At 63.9% G+C, this 25,469-nt stretch carries 23 protein-coding genes; 10 read left to right on the forward strand and 13 right to left on the reverse strand.

Going from position 1 to position 25,469, the window contains the following annotated elements; genetic code table 11:
- Nucleotides 1-123 precede the first annotated feature (123 nt).
- The 4 genes from BHE01S_RS38000 to pdxR form a co-directional block, all read right to left on the reverse strand.
- Entirely contained in the window at nucleotides 124-894 is a 771-nt protein-coding gene (locus BHE01S_RS38000; protein WP_157025600.1) for a T6SS immunity protein Tli3 family protein, read from the reverse strand.
- Complete coding sequence (locus BHE01S_RS23570) at nucleotides 881-2,842, reverse strand: T6SS effector phospholipase Tle3 domain-containing protein (protein ID WP_042268328.1); 1,962 nt, start codon at nucleotides 2,840-2,842, stop codon at nucleotides 881-883. Before BHE01S_RS23570 ends, BHE01S_RS38000 begins: the two co-directional genes overlap by 14 nt.
- A 2-nt stretch (nucleotides 2,843-2,844) precedes the next feature.
- Nucleotides 2,845-5,343 carry a type VI secretion system Vgr family protein gene (locus BHE01S_RS23575; RefSeq protein ID WP_052406067.1) on the reverse strand — a complete coding sequence of 833 codons (2,499 nt, stop codon included), beginning with the start codon at nucleotides 5,341-5,343 and terminating at the stop codon, nucleotides 2,845-2,847.
- A 398-nt stretch (nucleotides 5,344-5,741) separates the two neighbouring features.
- A complete protein-coding gene (pdxR, locus tag BHE01S_RS23580; RefSeq protein ID WP_042268330.1) occupies nucleotides 5,742-7,412 on the reverse strand; it encodes a MocR-like pyridoxine biosynthesis transcription factor PdxR in 1,671 nt (556 codons plus the stop codon).
- A 127-nt stretch (nucleotides 7,413-7,539) separates the two neighbouring features.
- Between pdxR and gabT the strand changes: the two genes are divergently transcribed.
- Together gabT and gabD are read left to right on the forward strand one after the other, a co-directional pair.
- A complete protein-coding gene (gene gabT / locus BHE01S_RS23585; RefSeq protein ID WP_042268331.1) occupies nucleotides 7,540-8,832 on the forward strand; it encodes a 4-aminobutyrate--2-oxoglutarate transaminase in 1,293 nt (430 codons plus the stop codon).
- Nucleotides 8,833-8,947: 115 nt separating this feature from the next.
- Nucleotides 8,948-10,399: an NADP-dependent succinate-semialdehyde dehydrogenase gene (gene gabD, locus BHE01S_RS23590; RefSeq protein ID WP_042268333.1), complete on the forward strand. Its 1,452-nt coding sequence runs from the start codon at nucleotides 8,948-8,950 to the stop codon at nucleotides 10,397-10,399.
- Between the two features lie 105 nt (nucleotides 10,400-10,504).
- On the opposite strand, the gene pcaF is transcribed toward gabD, so the two are convergent.
- The 5 genes from pcaF to cyoA all read right to left on the reverse strand — a co-directional run bounded on the left by pcaF (nucleotide 10,505) and on the right by cyoA (nucleotide 15,842).
- Nucleotides 10,505-11,707 (reverse strand): 3-oxoadipyl-CoA thiolase, encoded by a 1,203-nt coding sequence (pcaF, locus tag BHE01S_RS23595; RefSeq protein WP_042268335.1) that lies wholly within the window; start codon nucleotides 11,705-11,707, stop codon nucleotides 10,505-10,507.
- A 294-nt stretch (nucleotides 11,708-12,001) separates the two neighbouring features.
- Nucleotides 12,002-12,322, reverse strand: a complete 321-nt coding sequence (gene cyoD, locus BHE01S_RS23600) for a cytochrome o ubiquinol oxidase subunit IV (protein WP_042268337.1) — start codon at nucleotides 12,320-12,322, stop codon at nucleotides 12,002-12,004.
- Nucleotides 12,323-12,934, reverse strand: a complete 612-nt coding sequence (gene cyoC / locus BHE01S_RS23605) for a cytochrome o ubiquinol oxidase subunit III (RefSeq protein WP_042268340.1) — start codon at nucleotides 12,932-12,934, stop codon at nucleotides 12,323-12,325.
- Nucleotides 12,934-14,943 carry a cytochrome o ubiquinol oxidase subunit I gene (gene cyoB / locus BHE01S_RS23610; RefSeq protein WP_042268344.1) on the reverse strand — a complete coding sequence of 670 codons (2,010 nt, stop codon included), beginning with the start codon at nucleotides 14,941-14,943 and terminating at the stop codon, nucleotides 12,934-12,936. Before cyoB ends, cyoC begins: the two co-directional genes overlap by 1 nt.
- Before the next feature lie 5 nt (nucleotides 14,944-14,948).
- Nucleotides 14,949-15,842, reverse strand: a complete 894-nt coding sequence (gene cyoA, locus BHE01S_RS23615) for a ubiquinol oxidase subunit II (protein WP_042268346.1) — start codon at nucleotides 15,840-15,842, stop codon at nucleotides 14,949-14,951.
- A gap of 153 nt (nucleotides 15,843-15,995) precedes the next feature.
- Here cyoA and BHE01S_RS38005 point away from each other — a divergent pair, with 153 nt between their 5' ends.
- Together BHE01S_RS38005 and BHE01S_RS23620 are read left to right on the forward strand one after the other, a co-directional pair.
- The gene (locus BHE01S_RS38005; protein ID WP_157025602.1) at nucleotides 15,996-16,292 is read left to right on the forward strand and encodes a hypothetical protein; all 297 of its coding nucleotides are present in this window, start codon (nucleotides 15,996-15,998) and stop codon (nucleotides 16,290-16,292) included.
- 207 nt (nucleotides 16,293-16,499) lie between these two features.
- The gene (locus tag BHE01S_RS23620) at nucleotides 16,500-17,324 is read left to right on the forward strand and encodes an IclR family transcriptional regulator (RefSeq protein WP_042268555.1); all 825 of its coding nucleotides are present in this window, start codon (nucleotides 16,500-16,502) and stop codon (nucleotides 17,322-17,324) included.
- A gap of 61 nt (nucleotides 17,325-17,385) precedes the next feature.
- Here BHE01S_RS23620 and BHE01S_RS23625 read toward each other — a convergent pair whose 3' ends face one another.
- The 4 genes from BHE01S_RS23625 to phnF form a co-directional block, all read right to left on the reverse strand.
- Nucleotides 17,386-18,306 (reverse strand): LysR family transcriptional regulator, encoded by a 921-nt coding sequence (locus tag BHE01S_RS23625; RefSeq protein WP_042268556.1) that lies wholly within the window; start codon nucleotides 18,304-18,306, stop codon nucleotides 17,386-17,388.
- Nucleotides 18,307-18,432: 126 nt separating this feature from the next.
- Nucleotides 18,433-18,984 carry a phosphonate metabolism protein/1,5-bisphosphokinase (PRPP-forming) PhnN gene (gene phnN, locus BHE01S_RS23630; protein ID WP_042268557.1) on the reverse strand — a complete coding sequence of 184 codons (552 nt, stop codon included), beginning with the start codon at nucleotides 18,982-18,984 and terminating at the stop codon, nucleotides 18,433-18,435.
- Nucleotides 18,981-19,709 (reverse strand): DUF1045 domain-containing protein, encoded by a 729-nt coding sequence (locus BHE01S_RS23635; protein WP_042268349.1) that lies wholly within the window; start codon nucleotides 19,707-19,709, stop codon nucleotides 18,981-18,983. Before BHE01S_RS23635 ends, phnN begins: the two co-directional genes overlap by 4 nt.
- Nucleotides 19,706-20,461, reverse strand: coding sequence for a phosphonate metabolism transcriptional regulator PhnF (gene phnF, locus BHE01S_RS23640; RefSeq protein ID WP_042268352.1), 756 nt, complete (start codon nucleotides 20,459-20,461; stop codon nucleotides 19,706-19,708). The genes BHE01S_RS23635 and phnF overlap by 4 nt, the downstream gene beginning before the upstream one ends.
- Before the next feature lie 219 nt (nucleotides 20,462-20,680).
- On the opposite strand from phnF, the gene phnG reads away from it, so the two are divergent.
- From phnG to phnL, 6 genes are read left to right on the forward strand one after another with little or no spacing between them, the layout of a single operon-like run.
- Complete coding sequence (gene phnG, locus BHE01S_RS23645; RefSeq protein WP_042268354.1) at nucleotides 20,681-21,190, forward strand: phosphonate C-P lyase system protein PhnG; 510 nt, start codon at nucleotides 20,681-20,683, stop codon at nucleotides 21,188-21,190.
- Nucleotides 21,187-21,828, forward strand: coding sequence for a phosphonate C-P lyase system protein PhnH (gene phnH / locus BHE01S_RS23650; protein ID WP_042268355.1), 642 nt, complete (start codon nucleotides 21,187-21,189; stop codon nucleotides 21,826-21,828). The genes phnG and phnH overlap by 4 nt, the downstream gene beginning before the upstream one ends.
- Nucleotides 21,828-22,976, forward strand: a complete 1,149-nt coding sequence (locus BHE01S_RS23655) for a carbon-phosphorus lyase complex subunit PhnI (RefSeq protein WP_042268357.1) — start codon at nucleotides 21,828-21,830, stop codon at nucleotides 22,974-22,976. Before phnH ends, BHE01S_RS23655 begins: the two co-directional genes overlap by 1 nt.
- Entirely contained in the window at nucleotides 22,973-23,902 is a 930-nt protein-coding gene (locus tag BHE01S_RS23660) for an alpha-D-ribose 1-methylphosphonate 5-phosphate C-P-lyase PhnJ (RefSeq protein WP_042268358.1), read from the forward strand. Before BHE01S_RS23655 ends, BHE01S_RS23660 begins: the two co-directional genes overlap by 4 nt.
- Nucleotides 23,899-24,669, forward strand: coding sequence for a phosphonate C-P lyase system protein PhnK (phnK, locus tag BHE01S_RS23665; RefSeq protein WP_042268361.1), 771 nt, complete (start codon nucleotides 23,899-23,901; stop codon nucleotides 24,667-24,669). The genes BHE01S_RS23660 and phnK overlap by 4 nt, the downstream gene beginning before the upstream one ends.
- 10 nt (nucleotides 24,670-24,679) lie before the next feature.
- On the forward strand, nucleotides 24,680-25,450 hold the full coding sequence (gene phnL / locus BHE01S_RS23670) for a phosphonate C-P lyase system protein PhnL (protein WP_167337706.1): 771 nt from the start codon (nucleotides 24,680-24,682) through the stop codon (nucleotides 25,448-25,450).
- The last annotated feature ends 19 nt before the right edge of the window (nucleotides 25,451-25,469 follow it).

Here is a 25,469-nt window from a genome sequence, read left to right on the forward strand (position 1 = left end):
CTGCAAACCATGCTCGGTTTCATGGGCCAATTGCTGCTGACACGCACCCAGGACCAGCACGAATGCTATGCTCGATAGCAAACGAGAATTAACTTTTCGCATACAGTTCTCGTACTGTTTCCGTCATTGTTCGCTCGCGTCGGGATCATGGATGGATTCGTCGCAGGTAAAGCGGTCAGCACCAGAGGGGGTACGAAGACCCGACGGCAAGGCGACGTTTTCGTGAATCCGAATCCCTTCAGGCAATTTCGCATCTCGACCGTAGATGTATCCCGGTGCCAATGGATAGAGATCGGTAATCGATGGGTCATTCTTCAAGTCATAAGTCCGAGCTTGGGGCTGCCCGGTGGACGAAAGCGGCACATACTTATACGTAAACATTGTGATGTACATCGAATCCTTAGTCACAGAAATCACATATTTGTCGGAGTCCGAAACAGGATCAAAACTGGTGTCGTACCTGTCGTATCGCGTCCAATTGAAAGTTCTCCCTCCATCGGTCGAATAGGCCACATAGTCGATACATCCTCTGTCGCCACACACGTTTCTGGAAACCCGAGGAATTGCCACATTCATCCCCGTAGGATCGTCGATGATAAGCCGTCCTCGGAATGCAGTAGGCCAGAGCAGACCAATCCTTGTCCGCACTCCGGTCCGCGTGTCGTTGTACCACGCATAACCAAGACAATGGTTGTAGTTTTCCAGCGTGACGACACGGTGATCGTCAATGCGATAGACGACCTGCGGCGGCACGTTGTAGTGTAGTTCTGGAATCTGGCTCGTCTTGATTGCCTGTTGTCTATGCTCAGTGTCATGGGCCAATGGCTGCTGGCAGGCAGTCAATACAAGCGCGACCGCCATGCTCAGCCCCAAGCGGACATTAACTTTTCGCATACAGAGCCTCCGTGCGCAGTTGCTTGGCCTGCGCCTCCGTGATCGCATCGGCAACTGTTTCCTTTTCGACGCCATCCGGCACAGGCGGCACGTTCAGGGTTCCGCCCGCAAAGTACGGATCGGTGTAGTTCAGCCAATCCGCGTCACGCATCAGCCGCACCCAGAAATCGGGGTCATCGAACGAATCGCAGAATCCGATTGGCAGGTCCCACGCCGCAACGCGCGTCATGAATGGTTCGAACTGGGGCAACGTACTGTGATTGGTCGGCATCGGCTGGTAATCCTCGATCCGATTCAGCATCTCGCCATGCGTTTCAATCCGCCTTCTCGTGCCGCTCGGCGCATACGGATCGTCAACCGATACCCACTTCTCCTGGTCGTGGATGGATTCGAGGTAGGGCACGCCTGAGTCCAGATAGTTTCCGTCGTCGTCGCGCGCACCAAGTGAATCCTGATCGGAGCGCGCCTCATCAAAGTAGCGAAGGACGTTCTTCGTTTCCATCTTGCCGTCCTTCATCAGCGTCACCTTACGCACCGTAGGCTGCGACATTTCCTCAGCGGTAATTGGCGAAGGCACCTGCTCGGCGTTGATGTTGACCTGCTGGTTACCGTTCGGCACCTTCCACAAAAGCATCCCGGCAGCGCTCCGGTTGCCGTTCCAGAATTCGGTCGGCTTGACACCTTGCTCAGGGTTTGGAATCGGTGGCAAATGTCCAAACCTTTTCATGCCGGGTTCGTCACCACAGGGCGTACCCCGCGCCAGCATGCGCTGCTTGACCGTATCGCCCAGCTCTGAAATCAGCTCATTCGATACACCCTGCCAGCCGATGCTTTGCAGCGGCGAGGCTCCCATTACGCGGTCGTGTGCGTTGAAATAGCAGTAGAAGCGGCCATGATTGTCGCGCTCCCTGACGCCGTTGAAGACGGCATCGGGCTTCCAGAACTCATTGTTCTGCGTCGCACCTACGTGAAGCTGCTCCAGTTGCTCGGCAGTGAACGTCTTTTTGTCGCGCTGGATGCGTTTTGCAATGGCGCGAAACGTGTTGACCCGCGCCTGCGTGGTCGGACGCTTGCCGTGCGACGTCAGTGCGTCGGTCGGCTTGTCCTCCAGGGCAAACGGCGAATCCATCACCACCAGCGAATCCGGCGCACGCGTCTTGCACATCAGGGTCGCAGCCATGGAAACCATCGTTCCCTGGCTGTGCGACATGATAGTCACCGTGTCCTGCGGATAGGTGGTTCTGATCCGGTCAATCAGGTCGGCGAGGCGCTGTGCGGCATGCGCATAGTATTGACGCCCTGGCGCACTGTGCAATTCCCGGTCCCATTCGGTATTGAACCACTGCATGTTCACGAAACCGAACAGGTCCCGACTGAAGCCAGTCTCGCTCCACAGCTGCTGGAGGTTGTTGGTGCCATTCTGGAATGGGCCGCCGCCCCAGTACCACGGACCCTGTTTCTTCGAGCCAGCGTCCGTCCACCGATCAGCACCGTCGATATTCCTTAGCGGAACTTTCCAGTTCTTTTCCTCGCCATCCTTGGCGCGATAACCCCAGTAGAACCGGATGACAGGTGACCTCTTCATAGCAGCTATCCTATGCGGTGACAAGTTCCCGTCGTTGCCGTCCACATAGACATTCGGTATTAGATCCGCTCGACCCAACCGAGCATTCAAACCTGTGCAAATTTGACTTTCCGCCGCGTTATACCACTCCCCCTCCGAGTTGACACCGTGGACGAAGATGATGACGCCAGGCAGATGCGGCGGAAGCAAAGCCTTCGCATACACCCGGTAGCTATCCGGCGTCATATAGGATTCCCAGTATGGCTGGCCGAGATGATCGCGCTGCATGGGAACCGTATTGGTAGCGACGTTCAGTTGATAGGGTTGTCGGGTTGCGGATGCCGTATCCGCGTTATCCTTCTGGTTTTTCGCTACCTCACCCATCGTTACGCATTCCTGTTCTTCTGGAGCATCAGTTTCAGACCTTGCGCCACTTCGTCCATCGAAATCGAAGTCTCACCGTTCGCAGTTGTCTTACCTTCCACAATCTTTCCGTTCGCGAGCTGGATGCGATATTGACGGTTCGCAAGGGGACGTCCGGTGAGGTTGTCGCAGAGGACAAATTTTTCGTTATTCGTCACACTGGACTGCGCGAACTTCGGCAGCGGCAGTGACAGCGATCCAGGTCCGCTCTTGTCGATCCCCGCGATCTTGAGGATCAGTTCACCCGCACCGCCGATTTCGACGTTGTCGCCATGAACCTTGACGTACGCCGTGCCGCCGCCCTGCAGGATGACCCCGTTCGCCGCATTGGCCGTCAGCGTTCCTGCCGCGCTCGAAAACTGCATGTTGTCCTGCGAGACGAGTTCCATCGCGTCCGACTGGGCCTGTATCTGGACCTTCCCGCGCATCGCCAGCAGGCGGATTCCGGCGCGCTGTGCGAAGACGGACACGGTCTCCACTGCGGCAAGGGCGATGTTCTTCAGGGCATTGACATTGAAGCCCGACGAGGTGGCGAAACTGGTATCCTTCCCGGTCGATACCATCAAGCGACTTGGCGTCGCGACGCCGATGCCGTGCGGTGCCGTCAGGGCGATAACAGCCTGCTTGAGTCCTGCCAGTTCGTCCTTGAGCCACTGGTTTTCGGCCTTCAGGTCGGCGATCTCGGCCCGGGCTATCGTCGCAGCCGAAGCCAGCCCCTCGGCCTGCGCCTGCGTGAGATTGAACTGGGTCTGCGCCGCGTCCATGTCGGTCATGGAGCCCTGTGCCTTCTCCTGCTTCCATGCCGTCACCAGCAGACCATCGGCACGCACGCTTCCCTTGTTGTCCGTGCGCAGTTCGAATCCTTGCCCGCGCGCCTTGATTTCACGATCCACGACATGGCCCAGGTTGAGCTGGGATTTGCCGTGTTCCGTCGCGGCCTTGATATGCTCCTCGCCCTCGCGGTCTTCCATCTGGAACGTGTTGTTCCGGCGTGTGCGGATCGTGTGGCGTTGCGCCCATGGATGCCCCGAATGAATCGGGTCCGTGTCCTGGACCGTATGCAGCACTTGGGAAATAAACGGTAGATTCGGATTACCCCACAGAAAGGCCACGGTAACGACGGCACCCGGTTCGAGTCCAAAGTGAAAGCCTGTCTGCCCCGGCCCACCGAACGGCTTGGCGAGCCGCATCGGGCAGCTCTCCAGCCCCGGCGTGCGCTGGTCACGATCTGCGTGAATATGGACGATGTAGCGCCCCTGCTCATCGAGATACGGCCCGACATAGCCTTTGGTCGAAGCGATGGTGCCCGTCACCACACCTTCGATACGGGGCCAGGTATGCTCCTCCAGCGGGTGCCTGTACTGACGGTCGCTCGGGATAGCCGTAAAGTCCACCTTGTAGCCCTGCTTGCGCGAGGCGCTGCACGTCACGCGCACTGCCAGCAGCCCGTACTTCGCATCGGGCAGGTCACGGTTCGACAGTTTCAGCACGCAGGACGGCGCGAGGTCGAGCATGTCACAGGTGCCCGTATACGTGATCTGCGCCGCAAGCGCTGCCTCCTGCCGCAGCAGCGCCTCCTCTTCCGCCTGCACCTTGCCCAGGTACGGTGTCCCCCATGTGTAGGCTTCGCCATAGGTCGTGCGGTCGTCGTAAACAAACTTTCTCCCGTCAACGGGTTCGACAGCGCCCTCCTCGGGACTGTAGCTGCGCACCACATAATTCGCCGGTATTACCTCCGAATGCATCTCAAGAGACTTGACCGACTCCCTTCCACCGGTGACAAGACCGCTCGGCTCCAGCAAGGGCACTGTCAGTTTCTCCGGGTTGCGCGTGTAGTACGTGAAGTCGTCACCGAAACGCACTACCTCGCAACGCTTGCCCTGTTCACACACAAACCAGATGCCGCTCATCCGGCAAAGCCGTGTAATGAACGTGAGGTCATCCTCACCCCACTGAACGACGAACTCCCACTTGCGGTAGGTGCGGTAAAGGTTGAACAGATAGTCTGCGAGAATCTGGTCGAAGTCGTTTTCCCTGAGAATCTGCTCGATGATCTCGGGAATTCTCCTGTCTATGAAATGGCGGTACCGCGGGGTGTTCCGTAACAGCGCGAGGCGGGACTCCAGCACAACCTCGTAGACCGCCTGGTCGCGAGTATCGGATAGGTGCGCGAAACTGGTAATCACGCCCGGTACGCGATGGGGCGCCTCCGGCTGGCTCCAGCGCGTGGGGGCTGGCGGCTGCATGACGAACGCCGCCTTATGATTCAGGTACTCGCTGCGCGAAAGATCGTGCCGGGGATGCGTAAACTGGATCATATATTTCGTCGGCTCACACATGCCACGCGTGCCGGTGAACGAGAAGATGTCCGCGAGTGCCGCGCTTTTGACCTGCGGCATGTCGAGGGTGTAATACTGGTGAACGTCGACACCCGGACGCACCACCGGATCGCGTGAATTCAAGTCTTCACTCCTGATTGTCTATTGACAGACCGACTCAGCCCCACAATCTATCGAAGCTGAAGGTCGAAAGACAATAGAACGAATCTGAAATGACAATATTGACGTTGATGAACATCACAGGGGTGTGATTTTTTCCTACCGACACTATTCGCTGCGACTCGAAAAGTGACTTGCCTCCACCTCAATAGGAATCCTATATTTATGAGATAAATAAAAAACAGGATGTGTGCGGCTTCCATGGCAACCCGCCCAGCGGCTAGCAGCGCGGCATGATGGCGGCCAGAAATGATACGGACTATCGTGCCGGGTAACCGAAGGAGCTGGTTCTTCAAATGGGGTTTTCGGCGTGTGGTTCGGGCCATTGTCCTGTTGATAAGGAAAGGTCCGCCAGTCACCCGTCAGGGGTCAGTGGGCAAAGTAACAGGAAGTTCGTGGACCATTGCAGGCAACGTCGTATCGATCGCCTCCGCCAGCGTGTCGAACGCCGGCCCGATCTCCTCGTCGGGCACGCAGGCATAGCCGATCAGCAAGCCCGGGTTCGCGCGCTCGCGCGACGAGTAATACCCCGAAAGCGGCCGCACCACGATATTGCGCGCGAGCGCGGCTTCGGCCACGGCGCGGTCGTCGCTGCCCTCGGGCAGTTGCATCACCACGTGCAGACCCGCGTCGCCGCCCATGGCGGGCAACGCGTCGCCGTAGCGGCGCGAGACGGCGTCCAGCAGCACCTGACGGCGTTGACCGTAGAGCGCGCGCATCTTGCGGATATGCGAGGTGAAATGCCCTTCGGCGATGAATTCCGCGAGCACGGCCTGCTGCAGCAATTGCCCCTCGCGATACAGCTCCGCGCTCGCGGTCGCGAAGCTTTCCGCAAGCGCTTCCGGCGCGACGAGATAACCCACGCGCAAGCCCGGAAACAGCGTCTTGCCGAAGCTCCCCACATAGATCACCTGCCCCGCCGTATCGAGCCCCTGCAGTGATGCGAGCGGACGGCTGCCGTAACGGAACTCGCTGTCGTAGTCGTCCTCAATGATCCAGCATTGGTGCTGGCGCGCGTACTCGAGCAACATGCGCCGGCGCGCGAGGCTCATCACCATGCCAAGCGGGTACTGGTGCGAAGGCGTGACGAGCATGAGCCGCGGCGGCGGTGCGGCGAAGTCGCCGGCCGACGGGTTGAGGCCTTCGCTGTCCACGGCGATCGGCCGCGTGTTGAGGCCCGAGACGTGCAGCACGCTGCGCACGCCCCAGTAGCACGGGTCTTCGGTCCAGATGGTGTCGCCGGGGTCGGAGAGCAGACGCACGGCCAGATCGATGGACTGGTGAATGCCCGTCGTGATGATGATCTGCTCCGGCGAGCAGCGCACCGAGCGCGAGGTACGCAGATAGTCGGCCAGCACGTGGCGCAGCAGCGCGAGACCGCCGCCGGGCGCGTAGGTCAGCAGGTCCGGGCGCAGGCTGCGCCAGTACTTGTTGTGCAGACGCGTCCACACGCGCGCGGGGAAGCGGGAGACGTCCGGCACGCCGGGCATGAACGCGCCGCCTTGACGCTTCGATACGCCGGCGCCGGTGATCAGGCGCGTGCCGCGTGCCGAGAGCGTGCGCGTCGCGGGGTGCTGTGAGTGAGCGGCGGTTTCCAGACCGCTCGCCCCGGTGGCGCCAGTTGCCGCCGTGGCGAGCGTTTGCGCGCCATGCACAATCTGGCTGTTAGTTGCGATTATCCCGGCAGACAGGACGGCTCCTGGCAAATCCGCACTTTTTCGCGCCGGCATGGAGCCAATTTCGGTCGATCCCACGATCTCGTCGGGCGACGTGTCCGCCACGAACGTCCCGCGCCCCGTCGCCGAGGTGACATAGCCTTCGAGCACCAATTGTTCGTAGACCTGCGTCACGGTATTGCGCGCAATCCCCAGTTCGGCCGCCAGCAGCCGCGACGACGGCACCCGCGCCCCGGCCGGCAGCTCGCGCGACAGGATCGCCTGCTGCAGCAGCTTGTGCAGTTGCCGGTATACCGGCTGGGCGCTTCCGCGGTCGAGCCGTTGCGCCAGCCAATCGGACAGAACACTCGCACGCATCGAAATTGGCTCCTAAAGATTGCACTGAATGGCTCTGAAATTTAGAGCCAAACGTGAGTATAGTCGCGACATGGACTGCTTGCCGGTCCGCCAGCCAACCTCAGAACTGACACCGATTCCACAGGAGATGAACGTGAGCAAGAACGCCGACCTGCAAAGCCGCAAGAACGCCATTACCCCGCGCGGCGTGGGCGTGATGTGCGACTTCTACGCCGAGCGTGCCGAAAACGCCGAGCTGTGGGACGTGGAAGGCCGCCGCTTCATCGACTTCGCCGCCGGTATCGCCGTGTGCAACACGGGCCACCGCCATCCGAAGATCGTCGCCGCCATCAAGGCGCAGCTCGACCGGTTCACGCACACGGCCTACCAGATCGTGCCTTACGAGTCATACGTCTCGCTGGCCGAAAAGGTCGCCCAGCGCGCGCCGGGCAGCTTCGCCAAGAAGGCTGCCTTCTTCACGACGGGCGCCGAAGCCGTCGAAAACGCCGTCAAGATTGCACGCGCCCATACGGGCCGTCCCGGCGTGATCGCCTTCGCGGGTGGCTTCCACGGCCGCACGCTGATGGGCATGGCGCTCACGGGCAAGGTCGCTCCGTACAAGCTTGCGTTCGGCCCGTTCCCGGCCGACGTGTACCACGCCCCGTACCCGAACCCGGTCCACGGCATCAGCACGGCCGACTCGCTCAAGCACATCGAGATGCTGTTCAAGGCCGACATCGATCCGAAGCGCGTGGCCGCGATCATCTTCGAACCGGTGCAGGGCGAAGGCGGCTTCTACCAGGCGCCGGCTGATTTCGTGCGCGGCCTGCGCAAGATTTGCGACACGCACGGCATCCTGCTGATCGCCGACGAAGTGCAAACGGGCTTCGCACGCACCGGCAAGCTGTTCGCGATGGAACACTACGACGTCACGCCGGACCTCATGACGATCGCCAAGAGCCTGGCAGGCGGCATGCCCCTTTCGGGCGTGGTGGGCCGCGCGGATGTCATGGACGCGGCGGCGCCCGGCGGTCTCGGCGGCACGTACGCGGGCAATCCGCTGGCCGTGGCCTCGGCGCACGCGGTGATCGAGATCATCGAAGAAGAGAAGCTCTGCGAGCGCGCCACGAAGCTCGGCGACAAGCTCAAGGCCAGGCTCGATGCGATGAAGGCCGACGTGCCGCAAATCGCCGACGTGCGCGGCCCCGGCGCGATGAACGCAGTCGAGTTCTGCAAGCCGGGCACGAGCGAAGCCGACGCCGACTTCACGAAGCGCGTGCAAACCGCCGCGCTGAACCGCGGCTTGCTGCTGCTCGTTTGCGGCGTGTACTCGAACGTCGTGCGCTTCCTGTTCCCGCTGACGATCCAGGACGCCGTATTCGACGAAGCGCTCGCGATCCTCGAAGAGTCGATCAAGGAAGCCGTGGGCGTGCCTGCGTAAGCCCCCACCCCATGCGGGTCCGCGAGTGGCGGGCCAGCCGCGAAACGGCACACCGGCGCTTGCCGCTGTGCCGTTCGTCGTTCTAAATGAATCGTAGTCAATCCGGAGTTCACGCATGAACCTGAAAGATGCATCGCTGCTGCAAACCAGCGCCTTCATCAACGGCGAATGGCAAGGCGCCGAAGACGGCGCTACGTTCGAAGTGAAGAACCCCGCCACCGGCGCGGTCATCGGCACGGTGCCGCGCATGGGCGCCGCCGAAACACGCCGCGCGATCGCCGCGGCGAACGCCGCATGGCCGGCGTGGCGCGCGAAGACCGCGAAGGAGCGCAGCGTCATCCTGCGCAAGTGGCACGACCTGATGATGGAAAACGCCGACGACCTGGCGCTCATCCTCACGACGGAGCAAGGCAAGCCGCTAGCCGAGGCGAAGGGCGAGATCGGCTACGCCGCGTCGTTCCTCGAGTGGTTCGCGGAGGAAGGCAAGCGTATTTACGGCGACACGATCCCCACGCCCGCCAACGACAAGCGCATCGTCGTGACGAAGGAGCCCGTGGGCGTGTGCGCCGCGATCACGCCGTGGAATTTCCCCGCCGCGATGATCACCCGCAAGGTCGGCCCCGCGCTCGCGGCAGGCTGCCCGATCGTGCTCAAGCCCGCCGAAGCCACGCCGTTCTCGGCGCTCGCGCTAGCCGTGCTGGCCGAGCGCGCGGGCGTGCCGCGCGGCGTGTTCAGCGTCGTGACGGGCGACCCGAAAGCGATTGGCGGCGAACTCACGAGCAACCCGACCGTGCGCAAGCTCTCGTTCACGGGCTCGACGCCAGTGGGCCGCCTGCTCATGAGCCAGTGCGCCTCGACGGTCAAGAAGGTCTCGCTGGAACTGGGCGGCAACGCACCGTTCATCGTGTTCGAAGACGCCGATCTCGATGCAGCCGTAGCCGGCGCCATCGCCTCGAAGTATCGCAACAGCGGCCAGACCTGTGTGTGCACGAACCGCTTCTACGTGCACGACGCCGTGTACGACGCGTTCGCGGCCAAACTGCGCGACGCGGTGGAAAAGCTCAAGGTCGGCCTCGGCACGGAGTCTGGCGTGACGCAAGGCCCGCTCATCAACGAAGCGGCCGTGCTGAAGGTGGAATCGCATATCGAAGACGCGCTCGCGAAAGGCGCTCAGGTGATCACGGGCGGCAAGCGCCACGCGCTCGGCCACGGCTTTTTCGAGCCGACCATCCTCACCGGCGTTACGCCCGCGATGAAGGTCGCGCGCGACGAAACCTTCGGGCCGCTCGCGCCGCTGTTCCGCTTCTCGTCCGATGAAGAAGTGATCAGGATGGCGAACGATACCGAATTCGGACTCGCCGCCTATTTCTACAGCCGCGACATCGGCCGCGTGTGGCGCGTGGCCGAAGCGCTCGAATACGGCATGGTGGGCATCAACACCGGCCTGATCTCGAACGAAGTCGCGCCGTTCGGCGGCGTGAAGCAGTCCGGCCTTGGCCGCGAAGGCTCGCACTATGGCGTGGACGACTACGTGGTGATCAAGTACATGTGCATGGCGGGCATGTAACCGCCAGACGAACAACGGGCGCCTTTCCTGGCGCCCGTTCGGATCGTATAAAGAAGCCGCGGATCAAGTCGATCCGCGGCTTTTACAATTCAGAGCGACCAAAAATCAGACGCGCTCGATAGCGATCGCAATCCCCTGGCCCACGCCGATACACATCGTGCAAAGCGCGAAGCGGCCTTGCGTGCGATGGAGCTGATACGTGGCGGTCGTCACGAGCCGCGCGCCGCTCATCCCGAGCGGATGGCCAAGCGCAATCGCCCCGCCGTTAGGGTTGACGCGAGGATCATCGTCGGCAACGCCGAGCATGCGCAGCACGGCGAGCCCTTGCGAAGCAAACGCTTCGTTTAACTCGATAACATCGAACTGGTCAATGGTCATGTTCAGACGCGCGAGGAGCTTCTGCGTAGCGGGCGCGGGACCAATACCCATCACGCGCGGCGCGACGCCAGCCGTCGCGATACCGAGGACGCGCGCACGCGGCACAAGCCCGAAACGCTTCGCGTTTTCCTCATTGGCGAGGAGCAGCGCGCACGCGCCGTCATTCACGCCCGAAGCATTGCCTGCCGTTACCGAGCCGTCCGGGCGCACGACGCCCTTGAGCTTGGCCAGCGCCTCGAGGCTCGTCTCACGCGGATGCTCGTCGCGCGAGAACACAATCGGATCGCCCTTCTTCTGCGCAATCGTCACCGCGACGATCTCTTGCGCAAGCGTGCCATCCGCCTGCGCGCGAGCCGCCTTCTGCTGGCTGCGAACCGCGAACGCATCCTGATCGGCGCGGCTCACGTTGTAGTCGACGGCGACGTTTTCGCCCGTTTCCGGCATCGAGTCCACACCGTACTGCTGCTTCATCAGCGGATTGACGAAGCGCCAGCCAATCGTCGTGTCGTAGATCGCGGCGTCGCGAGCGAAGGCGCTCGCCGACTTGCCCATGACAAACGGCGCGCGGCTCATGCTTTCCACGCCGCCCGCAATCATCAGCCCGGTTTCGCCCGACTTGAGTGCGCGCGCGGCAATGCCCACGGCGTCCATGCCGGAGCCGCACAGGCGGTTCACCGTCGAGCCCGGCACAGCCTGCGGCAGGCCCGCCAGCAGCGACGACATGCGCGCGACGTTGCGGTTGTCCTCGCCCGCCTGGTTTGCGCAGCCGTAGATGACGTCGTCGATCGCCGTCCAGTCCACGTCCTTGTTGCGCTCCATGAGCGCCTTGAGCGGAACGGCGCCGAGGTCGTCGGCACGAACCTGGGCAAGGGCGCCCGCGTAGCGGCCGATAGGCGTACGAACCGCGTCGCAGATGAATGCTTGCGCCATGTGAGTCTCCTTTCGATCGCAGACACCTGATGCGATCCCATGCAAAGATGATTGAGATTGACGGACTGCGCGGGCGAAAACGGGAGATCGAACGCGCACGTCCCCGTGCGTTTTGTTCGACTGCCGAACCTATGATCGTTGATCGAACAATTTGACGGCCATAATAGGCGTGTCCTGGGACGGGTGTCAAGCACGCGGGGCTGGCCCCAGAAACGAGAAAGCCGCACGGGACGAGTGCCCGTACGGCTTCGCGGGTTCAGGCGGGCGCGAGGCGCCAGCCAGTGAGGCGAACGCTTAACGCGACATCATGAGCGCGCCGACGTTGTGCATGACCCACATGGTGCCGAAGATCAGGAACGCGACGGCGAGCACCGTGTATGCGAGCGACAGCACGTTCCAGCCCTGCCCCGGCGACGTGTTCAGATGCAGGAAGAACACGAGGTGCACGACCACCTGCACGAAGGCGAGCACCGCGATCACGATCAAGGCCGTAGTGGCATCGAGCGTGCCGTGCAGAACGACGCCGAACGCGCCCGCGGTAAGCAGCACCGAAAGAATGAAGCCCGCCACATAGCTGCCGAGGCTGCCGTGCGACTCCGCATGAGATTGAGCCATTTAGAGCACGCTCCCCAGATAGACAAAAGTAAACACGCAGATCCACACCACGTCGAGAAAATGCCAGAAGAGGCTCAGGCACGTGAGGCGGCGGATTTCCTGCTCGCCCAGTTCCCGTGCGCGAACCACCTGGATCATCATCACGAGCATCCACAGCAGGCCGAAGAAGACGTGCAGGCCGTGCGTGGCGACAAGCGTGAAGAACGACGAAAGGAACGCGCTGCGCTGCGGTCCGGCGCCTTCCGCGATCAGGTGCGAAAACTCGCGCAGTTCGAGCACGAGAAACGACGCCCCCAGAATGAAGGTGACGGCGAGCCAGCCGAGCACCACGCCGTTCTTGCGCTGATGTGCGCCGAGCATCGCGAAGCCGTACGTGATGCTTGAAAGCAGCAGCACGGCCGTTTCGAGCGCCACGCCTTGAATGTCGAACAGGTCCTTGCCCGTGGGGCCGCCCGCAAACTGGTGGCTCAGCACGCCGAACGTGGCGAACAGCGCCGCGAACAGCAGGCAGTCGGTCATCAGGTAGACCCAGAAGCCGAACACCGAGTGCGACTGCGGGTGATCGTGGTGATCGAGTTCGGCAAGGGTTGCCACATTGGTTTTCTGTAACATCAGACTGCCTCCTCGGCGACCAGGTCACGCTTGGCCACGGCGGCGCCGGTGCCAAAGCGGCTTTCTTCGATCTCGCGGACCTTCGCGGCCGGAATGTAATAACCGTCGTTGTTGCCGAAGCTCTTGAGGATCACCGTCAGCGCGACGCCGACGAACCCGAGCACCGCCAGCCACGTGATGTGCCACACGGCCGCGAAACCCAGCACGAGGCTGAACATGCCGACGAAGAAGCCCGCCGACGTGTTCGACGGCATGTGGATGTCGCTATATTTCGCGGCGAGCCCCGGACCGCGGCCGGCTTCCTTCATGTGCGCGAACGCGTCGATGTCGTCCACGTGCGGAATGACCGCGAAGTTATAGACGGCCGGCGGCGAGGACGTTGCCCATTCGAGCGTGCGGCCGTCCCACGGATCGCCCGTCACGTCCTTGCATTCGGCCTTGTTGCGGTTCACGAAGGCCATGACCCACAGCAGGACCTGGAACACGATGCCGACCGCGATGATCGCCGCGCCAATTGCGGCGACGACGAAGTACGGATGCCATTCGGGCACGTCGTAGTGGTTGGTACGGCGCGTTGCGCCCATGAAACCGAGCACGTAGAGCGGCACGAAGGCCACATAGAAGCCGACGAACCAGCACCAGAACGACGCCTTGCCGAGCTTTTCGCTGGGCTTGAGACCGAACACCTTCGGGAACCAGTACTGCAGGCCCGCGAGGTAGCCGAACACCACGCCGCCGATAATCGCGTTGTGGAAGTGAGCGACCAGGAAGAGCGAGTTGTGGAGCACGAAGTCCGCGCCCGGAATCGCGAGCATCACGCCGGTCATACCCGCGATCGAGAACGTCACCATGAAGCCGACGGTCCAGAGCACGGGCGCGGTGAAGTGCACACGGCCGCGATACATCGTAAACAGCCAGTTGAAGATCTTCACGCCGGTGGGAATGGCGATGATCATCGTCGCGATACCGAAGAACGCGTTGACGTCGGCGCCCGCGCCCATTGTGAAGAAGTGGTGCGCCCACACGAGGAACGCCAGCACCATGATCGCGCACGAGGCGTAGACCATCGTCTTGTAGCCGAACAGCGGCTTCTTGCAGAAGGTGGCCATCACTTCCGAATAGATGCCGAACGCAGGCAGCACGAGGATGTACACCTCGGGGTGACCCCACGCCCAGATCAGGTTCAGATACAGCATGGCGTTGCCGCCGAGCTCGTTCGTGAAGAAATGCGTGCCGACATAGCGGTCGAGGCCGAGCAGCGCCACCGCGATCGTGAGGATCGGGAACGTGGCCATGATGAGCACGTTCGAGCACAGCGCCGTCCACGTGAACACGGGCATCTTCATGAGCGTCATGCCGGGCGCGCGCATCTTGACGATCGTGACGAAGAAGTTCACGGCCGTGATCAGGGTGCCGACGCCGGAGAGCTGGACCGCCCAGATGTAGTAGTCCACCCCCACGTCTGGACTGAACTGCAGTTCAGAGAGCGGCGGATACGCGAGCCAGCCCACCTTCGCGAACTCGCCGATCACGAGCGAGAGGTTGATGAGGATCGCGCTGATCGCCGTCATCCAGAACGAAAGCGAGTTCAGGAACGGGAACGCCACGTCGCGCGCACCGATCTGCAGGGGCACGACGAGGTTGAAGAAGCCGACCATGAGCGCCATCGCCATGAAGAAGATCATGATGACGCCGTGCGCCGTGAAGATCTGGTCGAAGTGATGCGGCGGCAGATAGCCGGGCGAATCGAATGCCATGGCCTGCTGGATACGCATCATGACTGCGTCGGCGAAGCCGCGCACGAGCATGAGCACCGCCACGATCATGTACATCACGCCGATGCGTTTGTGGTCCACGCTCGTGAGCCACTCGGTCCAGATGTACTTCCACTTGCCGGTCACGGTAACAAGACCGAGCACGCCGACGACGATCAGCGCCATGAACGCCGCCGCGCCCATGATGATGGGCTGATCGAACGGGATCGCCTCTAATGTGAGTTTTCCGAACATGCTGCTTACCCCTTGGTCACGCAGGACGGGTCGAAATTCGTGACGTGCCCGTTGTTGTACTTCGCGATGATGTTATTGAAGAGCTTCGGGTCGACGGTCGAGAAGTACTGCACCGGCGCCTTCTCCTGCGGCTTCGCGACCGTTGCGTACTCGTCCATCGAAAGCTGGGTGGACGACGTCTTCACCTTCTGCACCCACGCGTCGAAGTCCTGCTGGCTCGTTGCGAGCGTGCGGAACTTCATGTCCGAGAAGCCCTTGCCGCTGTAGTTGGACGAGAGGCCGTCGAAATCGCCCGCTTCGTCGGCGATCAGGTGGAGACGCGTTTGCATGCCCGCCATGGCGTAGACCTGGGTGCCCAGCTGCGGGATGAAGAACGAGTTCATCACCGCGTCCGACGTAATGCGGAAGTTGACCGGCGTGCCCACCGGCACGGCGAGCTGGTTCACCGAGGCGATGCCGAGGTCGGGATAGATGAAAAGCCACTTCCAGTCGAGCGCGACGACCTCGACGTTGATCGGCTTCACGCTCGACTCCAGCGGCTTGTACGGGTCGAGCTCGTGCGAGGTGCGCCACGTGAGGATGGCGAGGAACAGGATGATCGCGGCCGGAATGGCCCAGACCACCACTTCGATCGCCGTGGAGTGGGCCCACTTCGGCGCATAGGTCGCGTTGCGGTTCGAGGCTCGGTAGCGCCATGCGAACAGGAGCGTCAGGATGATGACGGGCACCACGACCAGCAGCATGGCCCATGTGGCCGTGAGGATGAGCGACTTCTCGGCCGCGCCTACGCTGCCCTTCGGGTCCAGCACGGCAAAATTGCCGCTGCACCCCGCAAGAGAAACGAGCAGCCCGCTGCCGAGGGGGATTAACCACCTTTTAAAGGCTTTTCTGTCTTTCATGTTTGCCTGTTCTTCCGTTGTCCACCAAAACGCGTAACACCCAACACATTTGCATCGCAAATTCGCCACGCAAAATGCACCCGTATCGTATTCAGCGCGATTCTACGGAAAGCACCAATCTCAAAATTTGATCTCTGCTAAGGATTAGCCAGCGTGACAAAGCTCGATCAGGCAAGCGCGACGGAAAGCCGCAAATATCTTTCCAATAGCTTTCATCCTGAAAACGCCCGCTGCACGCCGGTTTCGGCGCGAGGACCAGCGTGCGCGCGCAAGCGAAGAAGGGGACTAAGGGCACGCGCGGCGCAATCGAAGAAGGGGCGAAAAAATGCGCGACGTCATTCGAATTTCGTTACCACTGTTAACTCGCTTCATTTTGGGCTGAGCCGATATTCGGTTTTTATAGAGAAATTCACGCATCAATCATTTTTCGCCAAAAAATTAATTGACTAAAATCAAACAGCCGGATGACAAATGATCCGGCGCGCGCATTTGACGCATGCCATGCCACGCCACACCCTCGATGTTGACCCGGGCGCCCAGCCCCGAAAGTTCGCGCCCGCCTCGCCCTCGCCGTTTTCGTCGCATGTTGGCGAAACCGATCGCTTGGGTTATCTTGATAGGTTCTTCAAGCGCCGCAGCAAGATCGAACGCCAGCCCATGAATTCTGCTTCCAGTGCCTCGCCAGACCGCTCCGCCGACCAGCAGGAAATTCCCGAAAAGCCAGGCGACTCCTATGTGCAGTCGTTCGCGCGCGGGCTTTCGGTAATCCGCGCGTTCAACGCCGAGCATCCCGAGCAGACCCTCACCGACGTCGCCGCCGCCACGGGCCTCACGCGCGCCGGGGCGCGCCGCATTCTGCTCACGCTGCAGACACTCGGCTACGTCGAAGCCGAAGGCCGGCTCTTTCGCCTTACCCCGCGCATTCTCGACCTGGGCTTCGCTTACCTCACGTCGATGCCGTTCTGGAATCTCGCCGAGCCGGTGATGGAGGAGTTGTCGCAAGAAGTGCACGAGAGCTGCTCGGCGGCCGTGCTCGACCGCACCGAGATTGTCTACGTGCTGCGCGTGCCCACGCACAAGATCATGACGATCAACCTCTCGATCGGCAGCCGCTTACCCGCATACTGCACCTCCATGGGGCGCGTGCTGCTCGCCTCGCTCGACGACGCCGCACTCGACGAAACGCTCGGCTCCTCGCCGCTCTATGCGCACACGGCGCGCACGGTCACCGACGTCGGCGAACTCAAGAAGATCATCGCTCAGGTGCGCCAGCAAGGCTGGGCCATCGTCGATCAGGAACTGGAAGGCGGCCTCATCTCGATCTCCGCGCCTATCCGCAACCGGCAGGGCCGCGTGATCGCCGCGATGAACATTAGCGGCAACGCGCAGCGCACCTCGGCGAAGCAGATGGTGAAGACCTTCCTCGATCCGCTTCAGCACGCCGCGGCGCGTGTGTCCAGCATGGTCGCGCGGCGCACGTAAAGACGAGAGCGCAATCCGGCGCGACCAGGCAAGCCGCCCCGGCGCGCACGCTAGCGCCATTTCAGGCAGCCTCGGCAAACACCTGCACCAGCCAGTCGGCGAAAGCGCGCACGCGCAGCGACAACTGGCGGTTCTGCGGATACAGCACCGAGACCGGCAAGGGCGGCGGCGGATGCGCGGGCAGCACGACGCACAGCTCGCCGTTGGCGAGCCGTTCGCGCACGCGGTAGCGCGGCACCTGCACGATGCCGAGCCCTGCCAGCGCACCCGCCGCGTAGAGTTCCGCGCCGTTCACGGCCACCGGGCCCGGCAGCGTCACGCGGGCGATGCCGTCGCCGGTCGTGAATTCGAGCGGGAGCGCGCGACCCGTGGCCGGCGACACATAGTTCACGGCACGATGGCCGGCTCTGCCCGGATTTTCCGTGTGCGTGCCGGCGAGCGCCTCGATCGACTCCGGGTCGCCGTGCCGTTCCAGATACGCGGGGCTCGCGCAGGTCACCTGCTCCAGCAGCGCCACGCGCCGTGCAATCATCGAGGAGTCGGCCAGCTCCCCCGCGCGCAGCACGCAGTCCACGCCTTCGCGCACGAGATCGACGAAGTGGTCGCCCGAGCCGATGAAGAGCTCGACGCGCGGATAGCGCGCGAGAAAGTCGGGCAGCCGCGGCATCACGAAGTACTGCGTGAGCGTGCCCTGCATGTTCACGCGCAAGCGCCCCTGCGGATCGGTGTCGCGAAACGCCTCCTCGGTTTCCTCGAGGTCGGCGAGCAGGCGCATGCAGCGCTGGTAGTAGGCGTCGCCGTCGAGCGTCGGCCTGACCTGGCGCGTGGTGCGTTCGAGCAGACGCACGCCGAGGCGCGCTTCGAGACGCTTGATCGAATTGGTGACCGTCGCGCGCGGCAGGTTCAGATCCTCGGCCGCCTGCGTGAAGCTGCGGCGGTCGACGATGCGCGTGAAAATCTGCATCTCCTGGAAACGGTCCAAGGGCATTCTCGTTGAGTTCTCGGGTCGCCTGTCATCTTCTCACGGCAACCGCGCCCAACCAAAAATCCCCCCGCCCGTTCGAGTCCTTAAGCGGCTGTCAAGCGGCGCTCAAGGACGGCGCCGCGGCTATCCGGCCGCCACCTGCCGCACGAGCTTGACGAACGCCCCGCCCGCTTCCTCCAGATGCCCCGAGTTGTCGATGCGCGCGAACGCGGCGCCCGACGGCACCTCGAACGGCGCGCGCCGCGCGAGACGCAACGCGACCTGCTCGGGCGTCTCGCGCGCCCGCGAAGCGAGGCGCGCAGCGAGTACGTGCTGCGCGGCTTCGATGTGCACGAGCGTCATGCGCGGATAGCGCTCGAATGCCTCGCCTGCGTACGCGCGCGAACCGTTCACCACGACGGTGCAGCCAAGCGCCATCCATTGGTCGATCTCCACGCCCACGCCGTAGTGCAGCGCGTGGCTGCGCCATTGCAGCGCGAAGAGGCCGCGCTGCGAACGCGCCTCGAATTCGGCCTCGGTGAGCGCGATGTGGTTCTCGCCGCCGCTGTCTTCGCGCGTGATGTAGCGATGCGCGAAGACGACGTCTTCGCCGGACAGGCGCTCGCGCGCATAACGCAGCAGCGTGTCCTTGCCCGCTCCCGAAGGCCCCATCACATAGATCAGGCCGCCCTTCATGCGCGGGCCCCCGCGAACGGCAAGCGCCGCCACAGCGCGAACGGCGCGCCCGGCCCGGGCTCGACGAAGAGCGCCGCACCCTCCACCGGCAGCGGGTTGGCACCCTGCATCCGCGTGTTCCAGGCAGCGACGAGTTGCGCGCACGTTTGCGCGTCGGTAAGCGAATCGGAGAGCGTCATGTGAAAGCGGAATTCTTCGAACACGTACGGGTAGCCCCACGCTTCGACGTAGGCGCGCTGACGCTGCGTGAGCGGCGCGTCCAGGCGCTTCGCGAGTTCGGCGGGCGTTTGCGGGGCGCGCAGCGAGCCGAGCGCGCGCAGTGCGTTGGCAGCCAGCTCGCGCAGCGCGGTCTCGCCGGCATCGTCGGCGGGGCGCAGCGCCACGAAGCGGCCGAGCAGCGCCGCCTCGACACTGGCCTGGAAGCACGCCTGCCCCCGCGCCCACTGCTGCGCGGCGGCGAGGAGCGCCGCGGGCGTCACGCCCGGCGCGAGACGGAACGGCGGCACGAGCGTGCCGTGCCAGCCATAGCGGCGCGGCGCGACCGTGAGCGCTTCCAGCGGCCGCGGCAGGCCCGCGACCCATGGCGGCGGCGCGAGGGTATCGCCCGTTTCTGGATCGCGGCCGAGCCACGCACAGCCCGCCTGCCACCATGCCGACTCGCGCGGCGGCGCATAGTAGAGCGCGAAGCGCGTGGCGGAGCCGAAGGCTTCGTGCAGCACGCTCATATGTCGTGCTCCACCATCAGCTGCACGCGGTCGGCGGCGAAGTGCGTGATGCCGTACTTGATCGGCACGCCTTCGAGATCGACGTCGACGTTTTCCACCCACAGCACCGGCTGCTGCCGGTTGATGTTCAGGCGCCGCGCCACCTCGGCCTCGGGCAGCACGCTGCCGATCCGGCTCCACTTGCGCAAATAGTCGGTCACGCCGTATTCGGCGAGGGCCTTCGAGGTGCTGTCGACGCGCTCCATGACCACGGGCAGATCGGCAAAGCGCGCGGCGGGATACCAGCTGCGCGCGTAAGTGAGCGGCACGCCGTCCGACTCGTGCAACGTTTCGAGCCGGTAGACGAGCGCACCCGCGCGCAGGCCGAGCGCCTTGGCAACCGTGGGGTCCGCCTTGCCGCGCGACGACGAGAGCAGCCTGCCCGCCGCCGAATGCTGATGGCGCTTCAGGTTCTCGGTAAAGCGCGTGCGCTTGCCGATGGTGTAGTCGATCGCGCCGGGCTGCACGAAGGTGCCGCGCCCCTGCTCCACGCTCACGAGCCCCAACGCCGCGAGGCCCAGCATCGCGCGCCGCACCGTGTGGCGGTTCACGTCGAAGCGGCGCGCAAGTTCGCCCTCGCTAGGCAGCCGGCCGTCTTCGCCGAAGCCCTTCGCGGCAATCTCGGCCGCGAGGATCTGCTCGATCTGCCGCCACACCGCCACACCGGCGCCACGCTCAAGCAGGCTGGACGGCGCCTCGTCGTTCGATGTCATGGTGCTGTCATTCCTCTCGGTTCCAATAGCATTTTGTGCATTGTAGTGCGCAGGGCGTGATGGAAATATGAAAACCTTCCTTGCGCCTGCATTAGATGACTGCATCTATAAACGTCTAGACGTTTAGATGAATAGATGGTTCAATCGAGGTCCAGACAAGGTTGTTCAAGAGGCGCAGTTGTCACGTCCGTTCTCCCCGTTCACGACACAGGAACTCCGATGAACGCTTCCTCTACCCCATCCTGCGCACCGGCGACCCGGCGCGCATGGATGGCCGTTCTCGCGCACACCCCACGCGCCGAGCTCGAAGCGGCGCTGAACGCCGCGCTCGCCGGTGCGCCCGAGCCCGCTTTCGACTGGCTGCGTCCACCACAAACCGGACTGGCCATGGTACGCGGGCGCATTGGCGGCACCGGCGACGCCTTCAACCTGGGCGAAGCCACCGTCACGCGCGCCACGCTGCGCCTGCGCGCCTCGGGCACCGAAGGCGGCGGTGCAAGCCAGCCCGGCCCGGTCGGCGTGGCCTGCCATCTGGGCCGCGACAAACGCCGCGCCGAACTGGCCGCGCTCGCCGATGCGCTGCTGCAACTCCCCGCGCGCCACGACCAGCTGCACGCCCGGTTGATCGAGCCGCTTGCCGCGCGTCTTGCCGCACGACGCGACGCGCGCCGCGCCGACGCCGCCAGCACGCGGGTCGAGTTCTTCACGATGGTCCGAGGTGACGCATGAGCGACCAACGCAATGCCATGACGCCCGATTTGCTCGCGGCGCTCGCGCCCGGCTTTAGCGATCCGGTTCACGACACGCAGACCGTGTTCCGCACGCTGCTCGACACGCTCGCGCGCCCCGGCACGATCGGCGTGATCGAAACGCCGTTGCCGGCAGCCACGGCGACGGGCGCCTCCCCCGCGCGCGCCGGCCTCGCCGCCTTCGCCTCGCTGCTCGCGCTCGCAGACTACGCCACACCCGTGTGGCTCGCTCAGGTCGACGCCGCACTCGCAGCCGCGCTGCGCTTTCACGCAGGCGCGCCGCTTGCACAGCAAGCGCGCGAAGCCGCGTTCGCCTATGTGCACGACGCGGCCGCACTGCCGCCGCTCGAAGACTTCGCGACCGGCACGCCCGAGTCGCCGGAGCAATCGGCCACGGTGTTCGTACGGGTCGATTCGCTCGCCGGCGGCGCACCGCTTACGCTGCGCGGCCCCGGCATCGAAACGACCTGCAGCATCGCGCCCGTCGGCCTGCCCGAGCGCTTCTGGCGCGAACGCGCCGCCCTCGCGCCGCACTTCCCGTGCGGCATCGACTTCTATCTCGTGTGCGGCGAGCGCCTGATGGGCCTGCCGCGCACCACTCTCGTGGAGATGCACTGATGTACGTCGCCGTCAAAGGAGGAGAGCGCGCCATCGAAGCGTCGTGGCGTCTGCTCGACGAGGCGCGCCGCGGCGATACGCGCGTGCCCGGGCTGAGCGTCACGCAGATCCGCGAGCAGATGCGGCTGGCCGTGGCGCGTGTGATGGCCGAAGGTTCGGTCTACGACGAAGAGCTTGCCGCGCTCGCGATCAAGCAGGCCGCGGGCGATCTCGTCGAAGCGATCTTTCTGTTGCGCGCGTATCGCACCACGCTGCCGCGTTTTGGCTACACGCAGCCGGTCGAAACGGAAAACATGGTGGTGGAGCGCCGCATTTCCGCCACCTTCAAGGACGTGCCCGGCGGCCAGGTGCTCGGCGCGACCTACGATTACACGCAGCGTCTGCTCGACTTCGCGCTGCTCGCCGAAGACGACGATGCCGCGAGCGCCACGCCTCGCGCACCGCGAGCCACCCCGCGCGAAGAAGCGATGCCGCGCGTGGTCTCCCTGCTCGACAAGGAAGGCCTGATCGAGCAGGAAAAGCGCTCGCCGCAGGCGCGCGAGCCCGGCGACCTCTCGCGCGAGCCGCTCGCGTTTCCCGCCGACCGCACCGTGCGCCTGCAGAATCTCGCGCGCGGCGACGAGGGCTTCCTGCTCGCAATGGGCTATGCCACGCAACGCGGCTACGCGCATTCGCACCCGTTCGCCGGCGAGATCCGCTTTGGTTCGGTCTGCGTAGAAATGGTGCTGGACGAACTCGATGAAGCCGTGGAAATCGGCGAAATCGACTTGACCGAGTGCCAGATGATCAACCAGTTCGCGGGCGCGAAAGACGTGCCGCCGCAATTCACGCAAGGCTACGGTCTCGCGTTCGGCCACGCGGAACGCAAGGCCATGGCGATGGCGCTGGTGGATCGCGCGCTGCGCGCCGAGGAGCTGGGCGAGACGATCGCCTCGCCGACTCAGGACATCGAATTCATGCTCTCGCACAGCGATAACGTGGAAGCCTCGGGCTTCGTACAACACCTGAAGCTGCCGCACTACGTGGACTTCCAGGCTGAGCTGGAACTCGTGCGCAAGCTGCGCGCGCAGCACGAAAGCAGCACCGGCGCCGATGCAGATGCAGATGCAGATGCAGATGTCGGCGAGCAAAACAGGGAGGCCGCATGAACGCGCCCGATACCTTGCCATCCACCGCAGCCGAAGTCGCGTCGCACGAAACGCAGGCCGTCTCAGGCTACAACTTCGCGTACCTCGACGAGCAGACCAAGCGCATGCTGCGCCGCGCGCTCCTCAAGGCCGTGGCCGTGCCCGGCTACCAGGTGCCGTTCGCCTCGCGCGAAATGCCGCTGCCGTATGGCTGGGGCACGGGCGGCATCCAGGTGACGGCGGCGATCATCGGCGCGAAGGACACGCTCAAGGTGATCGACCAGGGCTCGGACGACACCACGAACGCCGTGAACATCCGCCGCTTCTTCGCGCGCACCACGGGTGTCGCCACCACGCGGCGCACGAGCGAGGCGTCGATCGTCCAGACGCGGCACCGCATTCCCGAAACGCCGCTCACGGACAAGCAGATCCTCGTGTATCAGGTGCCGATGCCCGAGCCGCTGTTCCGGCTCGAGCCGCGCGTGGCCGAATGCAAGAAGCTGCATGCGCTGGCCGACTATGGTCTCATCAGCGTGAAGCTCTATGAGGACATCGTGCAGCACGGCAGCATCGCCACGACGTACGACTACCCGGTGACCGTGAACAGCCGTTATCTGACGTCGCCCTCGCCGATTCCGAAGTTCGACAACCCCAAGCTGCATATGAATGCCGCACTGCAGTTGTTCGGCGCGGGCCGCGAGCGCCGCATCTACGCCATTCCGCCGTACACGCCGGTGAAGAGCCTCGACTTCGACGACCATCCCTTCGAAGTGCAGCGCTGGGAGCATGCGTGCGCCCTGTGCGGCTCGCACGAGAGCTTCCTCGACGAGATGATCGTCGACGACGCAGGCAAACGCATGTTCGTGTGTTCGGACAGCGACTACTGCCACGACCGGCGCGAACAGATCGATGCGCACGCAACGAACGAAGCAGGAGAACAGGCATGACGCCGCTGCTAAGCGCAAGATCGCTCACGAAGCAGTACGGCGGCCGCAACGGCTGCCGCGACGTGAGCTTCGACCTGTATCCCGGCGAGGTGCTGTGCATCGTCGGCGAATCGGGCTCGGGCAAGACCACGCTGCTCAACACGCTCGCGCTGCGCACCGGGTCCGATTCGGGCACGCTGCACTATACGAACGCGAACGGCGAAACGCTCGACCTGCGCACGCTTTCCGAGCCGCGCCGGCGCCTGCTTGCGCGCACCGAATGGGGCTTCGTGCAGCAGAATCCGCGCGACGGGCTGCGCGCGGGCGTTTCTGCGGGCGCCAATATCGGCGAGCCGCTGATGGCCGTGGGCGCACGCCACTATGGGCAAATCCGCCATGCGGCGCAGCAATGGATGCAGCGTGTGGAACTGGACGCCCAGCGCATCGACGAATTGCCCTCGGCGTTTTCGGGCGGCATGCAGCAGCGCCTGCAAATCGCGCGCAATCTCGTCACGGGACCGCGCCTCGTCTTCATGGACGAGCCCACGGCGGGTCTCGACGTGTCCGTGCAGGCGCGCCTGCTCGACCTGCTGCGCACGCTCACGACCCACCTGCATCTTTCGGTGCTGATCGTCACGCACGACATCGGCGTGGCACGCCTGCTCGCGCATCGCTTGATGGTGATGCAAGGCGGCACGGTGGTCGAAGCGGGCCTGACCGACCAGGTGCTGGACGACCCGCAACACCCCTATACGCAGACGCTGGTGGCATCGGTGCTACCGGTCTAGGATGAAAGACATGACTCTGAACTCATCACCTGGCACGCGCGCGTTCCTCGAAAGACCGGCGCTCATGCTGCGCGCCGAAGACGTGCGCAAGACCTTCACGCTGCACGGACAGGGCGGCATCGGCATCGAGGCGCTCGCGGGCGTGTCGCTCGACGTGGAGCGCGGCGAATGCATCGTGCTGGTCGGCCCCTCGGGCGCGGGCAAAAGCACGTTCTTGCGCTGCCTGTACGGCAACTATCTCGCGAGCGGCGGGTCCATCGCGATCCGCGACGAAGGCGCGCCGCTCGAGCATCGGGAAATCACGGGCGCAGCGCCCCACGACATCCTGCGCCTGCGCCGCAACGTGGTGGGCTACGTGAGCCAGTTTCTGCGCGTGATTCCGCGCGTGAGCGCGCTCGACATCGTAGCTGCACCGCTCGTTTCGCGCGGCGTGGAGGAAGGCGAGGCACGCGAGCGCGCGCAAACTCTGCTGGCACGCCTGAACGTGCCTCAGCGCCTCTGGCCGCTCGCGCCCGCCACGTTTTCGGGCGGCGAGCAGCAGCGCGTAAACATCGCGCGGGGCTTGATCGCGCAGCACCGCGTGCTGTTGCTCGACGAACCCACGGCCTCGCTCGACGCGGAAAACCGCGAACTCGTCGCGAGCCTGATTGGCGAGGCGCGCGAGCGGGGCGCCGCGATCGTCGGCGTATTCCACGACGAAGACACGCGCGGGCGCGTCGCTACGCGCGTACTCGAACTCAGCGCGCCGCGCGCGCAAGCGCCGCTCGGCGCCGCAGCCTGAATCCCGCCTGAACCGCGCA

This window comes from Paraburkholderia heleia NBRC 101817 (assembly GCF_000739775.1).
Lineage (GTDB): Bacteria > Pseudomonadota > Gammaproteobacteria > Burkholderiales > Burkholderiaceae > Paraburkholderia > Paraburkholderia heleia.

What these genes read in the sequence shown, in the direction of transcription:
- phnF (WP_042268352.1), bottom strand. Translation starts at nt 20,461, where the DNA reads ATGACATCGAACGACGAGGCGCCGTCCAGCCTGCTTGAGCGTGGCGCC.
- phnL (WP_167337706.1), top strand. Translation starts at nt 24,680, where the DNA reads ATGACTCTGAACTCATCACCTGGCACGCGCGCGTTCCTCGAAAGACCG.
- phnG (WP_042268354.1), top strand. Translation starts at nt 20,681, where the DNA reads ATGAACGCTTCCTCTACCCCATCCTGCGCACCGGCGACCCGGCGCGCA.
- BHE01S_RS38000 (WP_157025600.1), bottom strand. Translation starts at nt 894, where the DNA reads ATGCGAAAAGTTAATGTCCGCTTGGGGCTGAGCATGGCGGTCGCGCTT.
- cyoC (WP_042268340.1), bottom strand. Translation starts at nt 12,934, where the DNA reads ATGTTACAGAAAACCAATGTGGCAACCCTTGCCGAACTCGATCACCAC.
- BHE01S_RS23620 (WP_042268555.1), top strand. Translation starts at nt 16,500, where the DNA reads ATGAATTCTGCTTCCAGTGCCTCGCCAGACCGCTCCGCCGACCAGCAG.
- BHE01S_RS23660 (WP_042268358.1), top strand. Translation starts at nt 22,973, where the DNA reads ATGAACGCGCCCGATACCTTGCCATCCACCGCAGCCGAAGTCGCGTCG.
- cyoB (WP_042268344.1), bottom strand. Translation starts at nt 14,943, where the DNA reads ATGTTCGGAAAACTCACATTAGAGGCGATCCCGTTCGATCAGCCCATC.
- pcaF (WP_042268335.1), bottom strand. Translation starts at nt 11,707, where the DNA reads ATGGCGCAAGCATTCATCTGCGACGCGGTTCGTACGCCTATCGGCCGC.
- BHE01S_RS23635 (WP_042268349.1), bottom strand. Translation starts at nt 19,709, where the DNA reads ATGAGCGTGCTGCACGAAGCCTTCGGCTCCGCCACGCGCTTCGCGCTC.
- gabD (WP_042268333.1), top strand. Translation starts at nt 8,948, where the DNA reads ATGAACCTGAAAGATGCATCGCTGCTGCAAACCAGCGCCTTCATCAAC.
- phnK (WP_042268361.1), top strand. Translation starts at nt 23,899, where the DNA reads ATGACGCCGCTGCTAAGCGCAAGATCGCTCACGAAGCAGTACGGCGGC.
- cyoD (WP_042268337.1), bottom strand. Translation starts at nt 12,322, where the DNA reads ATGGCTCAATCTCATGCGGAGTCGCACGGCAGCCTCGGCAGCTATGTG.
- pdxR (WP_042268330.1), bottom strand. Translation starts at nt 7,412, where the DNA reads ATGCGTGCGAGTGTTCTGTCCGATTGGCTGGCGCAACGGCTCGACCGC.
- gabT (WP_042268331.1), top strand. Translation starts at nt 7,540, where the DNA reads ATGAACGTGAGCAAGAACGCCGACCTGCAAAGCCGCAAGAACGCCATT.
- phnN (WP_042268557.1), bottom strand. Translation starts at nt 18,984, where the DNA reads ATGAAGGGCGGCCTGATCTATGTGATGGGGCCTTCGGGAGCGGGCAAG.
- phnH (WP_042268355.1), top strand. Translation starts at nt 21,187, where the DNA reads ATGAGCGACCAACGCAATGCCATGACGCCCGATTTGCTCGCGGCGCTC.
- cyoA (WP_042268346.1), bottom strand. Translation starts at nt 15,842, where the DNA reads ATGAAAGACAGAAAAGCCTTTAAAAGGTGGTTAATCCCCCTCGGCAGC.
- BHE01S_RS23570 (WP_042268328.1), bottom strand. Translation starts at nt 2,842, where the DNA reads ATGGGTGAGGTAGCGAAAAACCAGAAGGATAACGCGGATACGGCATCC.
- BHE01S_RS23655 (WP_042268357.1), top strand. Translation starts at nt 21,828, where the DNA reads ATGTACGTCGCCGTCAAAGGAGGAGAGCGCGCCATCGAAGCGTCGTGG.